Annotated in this window: 7 protein-coding genes; 4 read left to right on the forward strand and 3 right to left on the reverse strand. The window is 56.8% G+C overall.

The genetic code is table 11. From position 1 onward, the window contains the following. Positions 1 to 22 precede the first annotated feature (22 nt). From ACNKU7_RS13150 to ACNKU7_RS13165, 4 genes are all read left to right on the forward strand, one after another. Positions 23 to 1174, forward strand: a complete 1152-nt coding sequence (locus tag ACNKU7_RS13150) for a carbon-nitrogen hydrolase family protein (protein ID WP_418297445.1) — start codon at positions 23 to 25, stop codon at positions 1172 to 1174. Positions 1175 to 1244: 70 nt separating this feature from the next. After that, the gene (locus tag ACNKU7_RS13155; RefSeq protein WP_418297446.1) at positions 1245 to 2660 is read left to right on the forward strand and encodes a flavin monoamine oxidase family protein; all 1416 of its coding nucleotides are present in this window, start codon (positions 1245 to 1247) and stop codon (positions 2658 to 2660) included. Continuing rightward, the gene (locus ACNKU7_RS13160) at positions 2653 to 3849 is read left to right on the forward strand and encodes a C69 family dipeptidase (protein ID WP_418297447.1); all 1197 of its coding nucleotides are present in this window, start codon (positions 2653 to 2655) and stop codon (positions 3847 to 3849) included. Before ACNKU7_RS13155 ends, ACNKU7_RS13160 begins: the two co-directional genes overlap by 8 nt. Before the next feature lie 104 nt (positions 3850 to 3953). Beyond that, a complete protein-coding gene (locus ACNKU7_RS13165) occupies positions 3954 to 5936 on the forward strand; it encodes a S9 family peptidase (RefSeq protein WP_418297448.1) in 1983 nt (660 codons plus the stop codon). A 92-nt stretch (positions 5937 to 6028) separates the two neighbouring features. On the opposite strand, the gene ACNKU7_RS13170 is transcribed toward ACNKU7_RS13165, so the two are convergent. From ACNKU7_RS13170 to ACNKU7_RS13180, 3 genes are read right to left on the reverse strand one after another with little or no spacing between them, the layout of a single operon-like run. Continuing rightward, complete coding sequence (locus ACNKU7_RS13170) at positions 6029 to 7420, reverse strand: TolC family protein (protein WP_418297449.1); 1392 nt, start codon at positions 7418 to 7420, stop codon at positions 6029 to 6031. An 8-nt stretch (positions 7421 to 7428) separates the two neighbouring features. Further along, positions 7429 to 8442, reverse strand: a complete 1014-nt coding sequence (locus tag ACNKU7_RS13175; protein WP_418297450.1) for an efflux RND transporter periplasmic adaptor subunit — start codon at positions 8440 to 8442, stop codon at positions 7429 to 7431. Next, a complete protein-coding gene (locus ACNKU7_RS13180) occupies positions 8439 to 10118 on the reverse strand; it encodes an ABC transporter transmembrane domain-containing protein (RefSeq protein ID WP_418297451.1) in 1680 nt (559 codons plus the stop codon). Before ACNKU7_RS13180 ends, ACNKU7_RS13175 begins: the two co-directional genes overlap by 4 nt. Positions 10119 to 11059: the final 941 nt, after the last annotated feature.

Genomic DNA, 11059 nt, shown 5'->3' on the forward strand with positions numbered 1-11059 from the left:
AATCCGACTACTGAGCAGAATAATGATAAAAAAGCTGTTCCTGTCCCTGTTCCTGTCCCTGTTCCTGTCCCTGTTGCTGGGCCTTGTGATGCTAGCGGTGTTATTGCAGGTAGCGCCGTCCAGCAGCGGCAATCCGCCCGTATCGAGCGGCGATGGAAATTCCACGGTATCACTTGAACCGCTCAACACCCCGGTGCCCGGGGGAGCGAACCTCGTTTCCATTCAGCCCTACCTGACCACGATGGACTACGCCAGTGCGCAGCGGCTGCATGAAAAGTTGCGCGGTTACCTGCTGGCGGCACAGCAGGCGGGCTGGCTGAACCCCGACAGCCTGGTTGTGTTCCCGGAGCATATCGGCACCTGGCTTGTGGCCGAAGGGGAAGGCTTTCTGGTATACGATGCCGGGCGTACCCAAACCGCATTGCTTTGGTCCGCACTGGGAAACCTGCCGGGCTTTATCGCACAGCTGTGGCGGGAGACGGCGGACGACCCCTATGCTGCAGCGCTGTTCAAAAGCAAATCGGCGGCGATGGCGGCCCAGTATCAAAACCTGTTTTCCGCGCTGGCGAGGGAGTTTGGGGTAACGCTGGTGGCCGGTTCCATCGTGTTGCCCAACCCCGTTGTAGAAAACGGCCGAATTCAGCCCGGTCAGGGAGCGCTCTACAACAGCAGCTTTCTGTTTCACCCCGGCGGCAGCGTCGCGGGGCCGGTAAGCAAGGTGTATCCCATTGGCAGTGAACTGCCATTTATTGAACCCTCCCAAGACCCGCTCCCGATATTCGACACCCGCCTCGGCCGCCTGGCCATCCTGATTTGCGCCGACAGCTGGTACCCGGATACCTGGGAGCAGGTTGCCGGGGCCGAGCTGGTCGTAGTTCCGTCTTTTTCCTCACCAGATGGGATCTGGGCCCAGCCGTGGGCGGGGTACAACGGCGCACCTGCGCCGGACGATGTGAGTGCGCAGGATGTGGGGGTGCTCAGTGAGGGGGAAGCCTGGCGCAAGTACGCCCTGGCCGGTCGCGGCGGTCAGCTGCGAGCGGGCATCAACACTTTCTTGCGTGGCGACCTCTGGGATCTGGGGGATGACGGGCGTACCACCGCGATTCTGAACGGGGAAGTGATCCAGGGCGCGCGCAAGGATGCGGCAATTATTTCCAGCCTGTGGCTCAACTGAAGTTTTGGGCGCAGCTTTTTTGCCGGCCAGGTTTGCCGGCCATATTTGCCGAATTGGAGCAATAACAATAATGAGAACAAACCCGGGTGATGATGACGTTCAGGTTGTGGTGGTAGGGGCGGGCATGGCGGGCCTGCACGCCGCGCGCCTGCTGCGGGATTCCTGTTCGGTCAGGGTGCTGGAAGCGCGCGACCGGGTTGGCGGGCGGTTGCAGAATCACCACTTTGCCAATGGCGACACCGTGGATATCGGCGGGCAGTGGGTCGGGCCCGGGCAGAACCGGATGTATCACCTGATCGAAGCGCTGGGCGCAAAGACCTGGCCGCTGTACGACCAGGGTGACAACCTGCTTTATCTCGCGGGCAAGACCCGCCGTTACCGGGGCACCATTCCCCGGATCAATCCCGTGGCACTCGCCGACCTGGGCATTGCCATGGCCCGCTTCGAATCCATGGCGAGAAGCCTGGATGCAGCCAGGCCCTGGCAACATGCCAAGGCTGCGCAGTGGGATGCCACTACCCTTGACGCCTGGCTGCAAAAAAACTGTTTCACGACGCTCGCCCGCGAGCTGTTCGCGGTGGCTATCGGTGCGGTGTTTGCGGCAGAACCCGCCGAGCTCTCGCTGTTGCACGCGCTCTTCTACGCCCGCTCGGGAAACTCCCTGGAAACCCTGCTTGCCGTTACCGGTGGTGCGCAACAGGATCGAGTCCACGGGGGAACCGCGGGCCTGTGCGAAACCATGGCCCGGCAACTGGCGGAATCCGTCCAGTGCAATGCGCCGGTGGAAAGCATCACGCAGCGGCCGGACGGCCGCCTGCAGGTTCGCCACGGGGGAGGCGTGACGACCTGCGACAGAGTCATCATGGCTGTGCCCCCCAACCAGGCGTTGCGCATCCGCTTTGAACCGGAGCTGCCGGCCTGGCGGGACAGGCTGTTGCAGCGCATGCCCGCCGGCTCCTGTATCAAGTGTGTTGCCCGCTATGAAACGCCCTTCTGGCGCGATGGCGATTTATCCGGGCAGGTGGCGAGCCCGGCTGGTCCGGTGCGGGTCACGTTCGACAATTCCGAGCAGGGAAAAACATCGGGATTGTTGATGGGGTTTCTGGAGGGCGAAGTAGCGCGGCATTACAGTGAAGTCGGTGCGGATGAGCGTCGCGCGGCGGTGCTGGATTGCTTTGCACGTTATTTTGGTGAAGCCGCGCGCTCGCCAGTGGAATATGTGGACAAGGACTGGAGCAGCGAGCCGTGGACACGCGGCTGCTATGCGGCGCTGATGGCGCCCGGCACCTGGACTGGCGGCGCGGCGCGGCGGTGCGAGGCCAACGGTGCCATTCACTGGGCGGGCACCGAGTTTGCCGTCGAATGGTATGGCTATATGGAAGGTGCGCTGGAATCTGCCGAGCGGGCAGTGGCAGAAGTGAAGCGCGAGCTTGTACAGACGGTCGAGCGCAGCGCGCTTAGCAGCGAGGGTGCCAGCAGTGTGTGACACACTTGTTTTGCCGGGGGCAAAGGTGACCTGGCTGGCCAAGAACAGCGACCGGGATCCCATGGAAGCACAGCGGGTGGAGCAGATTCCGGCGGTGCGCGGTGACAAGACCAGAACCCTGCGCTGCACCTGGATTGAAATTCCGCAGGTGGAAAACCGACACGCCTGCATTATCGGCCGGCCCGCGTGGATGTGGGGGGCGGAAATGGGGGTGAACGAGTGTGGGGTTGCCATTGGCAATGAAGCCATATTCTCCACAAAGGTACGGCGCAAGGGCGCCGCGCTGCTGGGCATGGATCTGCTGCGGCTGGCACTGGAGCGGGCCAGCAGTGCAGAAAACGCGCTGCAGGTGATCGTGGACCTGCTGGCGCAATTTGGCCAGGGCGGGCCCGCCGGCTTCACCCAGCGGGAGTTTCGCTATGACAACAGTTTCCTGATCGCGGACAAGTCAGCGGTGTGGAAACTGGAAACCGCAGGTCGCCACTGGGCGGCCCAGCGCGTGAATGGCGCGGACAGCATCTCCAACGCGCTTACCATCAAGCGGGACTACAGCCGTTGCGACGACGCCCTGGCGGCAAAGCGACCGCACTTCAGGCGCACCTTCGACACCAGACTGGTGCCCTTTGTTGGAGCCAGTCACAAGCGCCGGGCCTCGGCCCTGGCCCAGCTGGGCGGGCTCGAGGCGGATACCGCTGGCTTTGCCAATATGGCCGCCGTGTTGCGCAGCCACCGGCGCAGCAAGCCAAGCGGGAATGCCGATCTGTGTATGCACGCGGCACCTGCCGGTGCACTGCTTGGGTTCCTGCGTCCATCGCACACGGTAAACAGCATGATCGTGCGCCTGGGGGTGGGTGAGCCGCAGGTTGCCTTTACTGGAACAGCCAGCCCCTGCGCAAGCCTGTTCAGCCCTGTCAGTTTTTCCGGGGCCTGGCGTGTCTGCGAAAAGGATTTGTGGGAGAAACACCGGGCCTGGGTGGGTAATTCGGCCGGGCACTGCTTGCATGACAGTGAATTTTTGCAGGTGCAGGGCGCTGCCGAACAAGCGATTTTTTCCGCGCTCGAGCGCGGTGACCCCATGGCGGCCGAGGCGCAAGCCCTGAGCTGGAGCCGTCGGCTCTACGACGGGTTTGGTCATGTCGGGGCAACGGCGGGGGTAGTGTCGAACCTGGCTGAAGGCGTAGCCCGGTAATTAATGGCGTGCTGTGGATACCTCGCCATTGTGCAGTAGGTCACACTCCTGGGTCTGTAGTCTGATAACGTTGACCCGTCTCCTCAATACACAGGGCACTGACCATGATCAATAAGGATAAAGTGGTTCTCTCATTGGGGCTGCTGTTGTGCCTCGCAGCCTGTACCCCGGAAAAATCATCAACAGAATCCTCCGCTTCCGGGCCTATCACTTCCGAAACTGTCACTTCAGAGATGACTGAGCCCGCGGGCAAAGCGGATGCAATTACCCGGTACTCCGCGGAGCAGTTTTTCCAGACCACCAGCGTATTCGGGTCTTCGATCAATCACGACAATACCGCGGTGCTGGTCAGTAGCGATGCTACCGGCGTGTTCAATGCCTATCGTTACCCGCTCGACGGTTCGGCGCCGGAAGCACTGACCAGTTCCACAACGGACACGGTGTACGGGGTAAGCTGGTTCCCGAAGGATGATCGCATCCTGTATACCGCAGATCAGGGTGGCAACGAACTCAACCACCTGTTTGTGCGCGAAACCAGCGGCGAGGTGCGCGACCTGACGCCCGGTGACAGTCTCAAGGCGGCGTTCTTTGGCTGGCATGCCGATGACACTGCGTTCTATGTTGCGACCAATGAGCGCGATCCAAAATCCTTTGATATCTACAAGTACAGTACCGATGGATATTCCCGCGATCTGGTGTTCAGGAATGAGGATTCGCTGTCACCGGAGGCGGTGAGCCGCAATGGCAAGTGGCTGGCGCTGGTCAAATCCAACTCCAATGCCGATGCGGATTTATATCTGGTCGACCTGCAGGCGGATAACGCGAAACCGGTTCTTATTACGCCCCATGAAGGTGATGTGGAATACAGTGCGTTTACTTTCTCTCCCGACAGTGCCCGGTTGATTTACGGATCCGATGAAGGCTCGGAATACACCGCGGCCTGGAGCTACGATATCGCGTCGGCCAAGCGGGCCCCCCTGTACCGGGCGGACTGGGACGTATCGTTTGTGTACTACTCCGACGACGGCAACTTCCGGGTGGTGGGCACCAATGAGGATGCGCAGACCAGGCTGGATATCCTGGATCAGCGCAGTGGCGAGCCGCTCACGATCCCCCAGTTACCGGCGGGTGACCTGCGCGGTGTCAACTTCACCAGCGATGCCCGCGGTATGGTGTTTTACATCAACTCGGATACCGCGCCCTCCAATCTCTACGCCTACTCTTTGGGCGACAAAGCGGCCCGCCGCTTGACGGATACCCTGAATCCGGCCATTGACGAGGCGCACCTGGTGGCCAGCGAAGTCGTGCGCTTCGAGAGTTTCGATGGTCTGGAGATCCCGGGCCTGCTGTACAAGCCAAAAGCGGCAAATGCCGAGCAGAAGACGCCCGCGTTGATCTGGATCCACGGCGGTCCCGGCGGACAGTCCCGCAAAGGGTACAGTGCGGCAATGCAGCATCTCGTCAACCAGGGGTATGCGCTGTTTGCCGTGAACAATCGCGGCTCTTCCGGGTACGGCAAGACGTTCTACCACCTGGATGACAAAAAGCACGGCGAAGTGGACTTACAGGACATTGTCTACGGCAAGAAATACCTGCAGTCACTGGACTGGGTGGACGGCGACAAGATCGCGGTGATTGGCGGCAGCTACGGCGGTTACCTGACCATGGCAGCCATGGCGTTTACCGACGAGTTTGAGGTGGGCATCAATATTTTTGGTGTTACCAACTGGGAGCGCACCCTGCAGAGCATCCCGCCCTGGTGGGAGTCGTTCAAAAAGTCGCTGTACGATGAAATGGGTGATCCCGCCACGGATGCCGAACGCCACCGCCGTATCTCCCCACTGTTTCATGCGGAAAATATCCAGAAGCCGGTGCTGGTAGTGCAGGGGGCCAATGATCCCCGCGTATTGCAGGTCGAGAGCGATGAAATGGTCGAGGCCATCCGGAAAAATGACGTGCCGGTGGAATACGTGCTGTTTCCGGATGAGGGGCATGGTTTCCGCAAGAAAGCGAATCGGATCAGTGCTTCGGAGGCGTATGTGAGTTTTCTGAATGAGCACTTGCCGGTAAGTAGTTCGGCTCTGTGATGCTCTGTTGCCTGGGGCAGCCTGGAGTAACAACAAAAGGCTCGTTGTTACACCAAAGGCATGTCCCCAGTGCACTAATAGGGCGTAATCAGTTAGGAAGTAATCAGTGATTTAACAAACTCATGGTGTAGAGACGCCTTGATTTTCAGCACGTGCAGTTGCTTTCGGTACAGGTTGAACCTGGCTCCGATTGTTTTCAGTTCGGCATCGAAGGCTTCTGACTCCCGGTTGTTGAGCAGAAAGAAATCGCTGGCTCCCAGGTCGAACTGGCGTTTCTCCTGCTCAAACAATGTTGCTGCCAGGCGCATTTGTTGTTCCTGAACACGATACAACTGTTGGGCGTAAGCCAGATTTACCTGGGCTTCATTCAGTTGTGTTTCGATGGCAAGAGTCAGTGAGCCCAGCTGGGCTTCCTTTTCGCGCATCTCCAGCAACGCTTTCGATTTCTGTGCTTTGGCCTGCCTCTGTGCAAGAGGTACTGAAAACTGCAAGCCGATTTTGGCTTCGGCCTTTTCCAGCGAGTTGGGCCCGGCACCTAAATCCTGTGAAACAGCGGCCTCCAGATCCAGCTTTGGCAGCAGTTCGGACTTCGCAAGTCGCACAGACTGCCGCTGCACTTGAAGTTCAAACTGCTTGGCTTGTATCGCCGGATGCAATTCGCTCGAAGTGGTTGTATCACTGCCGACATTTAACGGTGCCGGCCATTCAATCAGGCCATCGGCACTGGCAGCTGTCAGCGCTTCGCTATTCTGGGGAGAGCGAACAAAGTAACCGAGTTTTTGCTGCTGCGCTTGAACTTTGTTTTTTGCTCGTAGTAATGCAACCTTCCGTTCCATGAGCCGGGTATCAAACTCCACCAATGCAATGGCAGCCAGGTCTCCGGAGCTAACGCGTTTTTCAATGCCTTTACGGCGTTTACTGGTCACATCCACCAATCGTTGGTTGAGCGTCAGATAGTGATTGGCCTGGAACCAGTTCAGGTAGGCATCAATGGCCGAATAATAGAACTCACTTTGCGCAATCTTAACTTGCTGCTGCCATTTTCTTTGATTGATTGAGCTTTTTTGCAGTTTGAAGCGGTTTTTATCGAAATCCCGGTTTTGCAGCAAAGATAGCCGGATGCCCAAGGCCGCTTCACCGCCGCTCATGGTTTGGTTTTGCTGCTCGTAAACCGGAAACTGACCATCGGAAATGCGATATCGGGAAAATAATTCAGCGTTATAGTCCATCAATGGCTGAACGAATGCCTGGTCTGCATAGAGGCCGTCGTAGTAGCCAGCCAGCCGCGCGCTGCTTTTATGTATAAACTCGGGATCGAAGGCACCCTGGGCGTATTCAATATCCGCCAGGATCTGGCCGGACTGCGCTTCTAAAGCAGCCAGTTCTGGGTGGCCGTTCGACACTTCCCTCAAAAAGTCACTCAACGACAGCCCGTACCCGTAGGGAGCCATCAACAGAATAAAAACGAAAACTGCCAGTTTCATTACAAACATCACTGTGGTTGAGTTTTTACCGGCGGAAAGTTATTCAACTGACGCCACAGTTCATAACCAAGCCGCACGTTCTCAAGCAGTACCCAGGCTCTCACCCGGCTTCCGAGACGGGCACTCTCGTGATCCGGCCAGGGCTCCTGACTCGGATCCGGCGCAATCCACACGGTAAACTGCCCATTCTCATCGGCAACCGGTTCTACAAACGCAACGATGCCGGCAAAGGTTCCCACTGAAACCCCTGGCCAGCCACTAAACTGGAAAGTGGGCCAGCCATCAAACTGGATCCTCACCGGGCGCCCGGCCGATACCAGTGCGGCATCCAAGCCGTTGATTTTAATGCTCACATGACGCTCAACCGTTTCTGGCACAAAGGATCCCAGCACTTCCCCAGCTTTGATGTAAGTGGCACTGCCTAGGGAGCGCAAACGCACCACTGTGCCGTCCATGGGAGCTACCTTGGTACGGGTTTCCTGCCGGGCCAGCTGCATCTTGATGGCGTTAAGATCTTCTTCAGTTTTCGCCAGTTCGGCCTTCAGTTTCTCCAGGCTGATTTCGACACTTTCAACGGATTTCGGTGACACCAGCCCCTCTTCGAGCAAGCCTCTTTGTCGGGCCAGGTTGTTCTGTGCGTTCTCAACGGCCAGCTTGTTGGACAGGTAGCGCTGATTCGCTGCAGCATGCTGGGATCGGATCTTATCCAACCTGCCGGCATCCACGTCCACCAGTGTTACGATCGGCTGACCTTTCTCTACTCGCTGGCCTTCATTCACATGCCACTGTTCGATCTGACCATCCAGCAATGCCGAGATAGGCTGGATACGCAACAGGGGGTTTAATGAGTCGACCTTGCCGGTGCCGTAAGCGGTTTGTACCCAGGGCATAAAGACCAGCAATACTGCAGCGCTGATAACAAACACCAAAATCAGCCACATCACGGTTTTGTGCGTGCTGGGCACTGCGAGGCGATTGAGTGTCTGCATGGAATTCATAAAGTCTTCGCGGGCTAGGCTCATGCGATTTCTCCCCGGCGTTCTGCCTCGGCACTGTGCGGAGCGTGAAGTGCCGGCTGCAACTCGATCACACCGTCAAACGGTACGCTTTCAGGGGCATTGGTAAAGTAAACGACGGTGGAATCCATTTGCTTAATCAACGTCAATAACGCCACCCGTTTCGAGGCCGGGATAGCATCGAAGTGCTGGTTCAGAATAAGCACTTTCGGTTTAATCAACATTGCCACCGCCAGCTTGAGCAATATAAATTCCAATGGTTGCAGCGGCGAGCCTACGGAAGAGAGGGAAGTTTGCAGACCTTGAGGAAAATCATTGATGCGTGCTGCCAGGCCGACATCCACCAGCGCTTGTTGAATTTGGCTGGAAGTGGCCTTCGGTGCCGAAATTTTCAGGTATTCTTCAATCTTGCATTCAATGATAAGGGAGCGATCCAATACCATAACCGCCTGACGCAACTCATAGGTATCCAGGTCAACCAAATCATGCTCTCCAAGATTGATCCAGCCACTATCCGGCGTTTCATAACGCTTCAATAAGTTAACCAGTTTTTTCTGTATCCAGTTGGCGCTGGTTACCATATGGATTTTGGACTTGTCCTTGATCTGCAAATGCAGGTTACAGTGCTCGCGGTGGTGGCGAATTTCTACATGATTGAACTGAATGGCGCCGCTTTGAGGGTGAGGCTTCGAAGAATATTCCAGAGTTTCCTGGGGTATATTGAATACACCGCCAAGTTTGTCTGCCGTTCCATATAGTTCGTAATAAAGTTTCAGGTATTGGCTGAAGCGGGACAGTCCCAGAAATACCGCGGACATAATCAGCTCAGCGGCGACGAGTTGGCCAATTGACAACTGTCCAGCGACCACCAGCCAGCCGCCCAACCCCAGCAGCGCGGCACTCGCCAGACCGTACAGCAGCAGGAACATAACCACTTGTTTGAAAGTAAACGAGAAGTGTTTGGAGTGGCAGGCGGTGTAGTTTGCGATATAACCTTCGGTTTTTTTACCAACGTAGTCAAATTGGGAAGAAGACTTAATGAATTCGTGAGCAGCTGCAAGATTGCTTAACCACTTGGCGGTGGAATACTTGGATTCGGACAGGGTTACCGCGGATGTTTTCGCCTGTTTTGACCACAGCATCCATATTGCATACATCACCAGCAGAACGCAAAGATTGAAGGCCAGAAGAAACGGGTGGTAGAAAGACACCAGCGTAAATCCCACCAGCATTTGCAGCACCAAGGCAATACCGTCCACCATCAGCGATGGGATATTTTTTTGCAGGGTCATGATGTCAAAGTAACGATGGGTGACCGAAGTGTTTTTGCGACCCTCAAAATAACTGTGGGGCGCAAGCACTGTTCTTATCGACAGCTCAGCCACCAGCCGGGCATATACCCGTCTCTCGTAATACTCCATAACCCGCATTCTCAGCGCACTGAAGCAGCCGGAGAGCAGCAAAGTGCAGAAGAGAACAACGCTCAATATGGTGATCGCCCTGGGCGACGCTAGATTAGCTATGGTATTGATCAGGGTCTGAACTGCGATTGGCACCGCCAGAGTGAGCAGGCCAATGGCAACGCTATACGCAATCACCACCCAGAAAAACGAACGCTCAGGCTTTAAAATGGAAAGTAGGGCCCGGCGGGTGCCGGCAAGGTCGATCTGTTCTTCACGCATACAATACTTCACTAACTGGCTAGCAGAACGATTTTACAAATAAGGGGATTTTGATTTGAAGGGCGAGGTTTAGGAAGCTCTTTCTGACTTCTGTTTTGTCAGTAATTTGTAAGATTTTCTTTGTCAGTAATTTGTAAGAAAAAATCTATCGTTACCACATCTGGGTGGGCTTACCGGGAATAAAGCGCAGGAGTGTAAACCAATTTCCCAGCGGGTATTTAAAATTCAGCAGCAATAGGACTCGCATTGTTTTTTCTGCAGTGACGCACTGAATTTGTCCGCCGGACGGTGAGCGATATTATGACGCCCAGTGACGGGTGGTTGATCGAGTGACCGATGCGGGGAAAGTGCAACCCAGAGTTCAGGTTACAAGCGGTGCAGCTGGCACTGCGCGTCTCTGACTGTGCGGTAAGCGCAATCGGTCGAACCGGGGTGCCGGCTCTCACCGACCTCCGGCACAAACTAGAGGGCTCGCTCATGCGGGTCTTTTGATCTGGAGTGGGAGGGGCGGCCGGACTAACCAAAAAAGCTGGGGCTTTTTTGTCCCTGCGGGCTTCGCAGCTGGCGCTGCTCGTTGTTGATTGCGCTGTAAGCGCAATCGTTCGAACCGGGGTGTCGGCTCTCACCGGCATCCGGCACAAACAAGAGGACTCGCTCATGCGGGTCTTTTGATTCGGTGTGGGAGGGGCGGCCGGACTAACCAAAAAAGCTGGGGCTTTTTTGTCCCTGCGGGCTTCGCAGCTGGCGCTGCTCGTTGTTGATTGCGCTGTAAGCGCAATCGGTCGAACCGGGGTACCGGCTCTCACCGACCTCCGGCACAAACAAGAGGACTCGCTCATGCGGGTCTTTTGATTCGGTGTGGAAGGGGCGGCCGGACTAACCAAAAAAGCTGGGGCTTTTTTGTCCCTGCGGGCTTCGCAGCTGGCGCTGCTCGTTGTTGA

This window comes from Microbulbifer weihaiensis, from assembly GCF_048323715.1.
Classification (GTDB): Bacteria; Pseudomonadota; Gammaproteobacteria; order Pseudomonadales; family Cellvibrionaceae; genus Microbulbifer.

What these genes read in the sequence shown, in the direction of transcription:
- ACNKU7_RS13170 (WP_418297449.1), bottom strand. Translation starts at nt 7,420, where the DNA reads ATGAAACTGGCAGTTTTCGTTTTTATTCTGTTGATGGCTCCCTACGGG.
- ACNKU7_RS13155 (WP_418297446.1), top strand. Translation starts at nt 1,245, where the DNA reads ATGAGAACAAACCCGGGTGATGATGACGTTCAGGTTGTGGTGGTAGGG.
- ACNKU7_RS13150 (WP_418297445.1), top strand. Translation starts at nt 23, where the DNA reads ATGATAAAAAAGCTGTTCCTGTCCCTGTTCCTGTCCCTGTTCCTGTCC.
- ACNKU7_RS13175 (WP_418297450.1), bottom strand. Translation starts at nt 8,442, where the DNA reads ATGAGCCTAGCCCGCGAAGACTTTATGAATTCCATGCAGACACTCAAT.
- ACNKU7_RS13165 (WP_418297448.1), top strand. Translation starts at nt 3,954, where the DNA reads ATGATCAATAAGGATAAAGTGGTTCTCTCATTGGGGCTGCTGTTGTGC.
- ACNKU7_RS13180 (WP_418297451.1), bottom strand. Translation starts at nt 10,118, where the DNA reads ATGCGTGAAGAACAGATCGACCTTGCCGGCACCCGCCGGGCCCTACTT.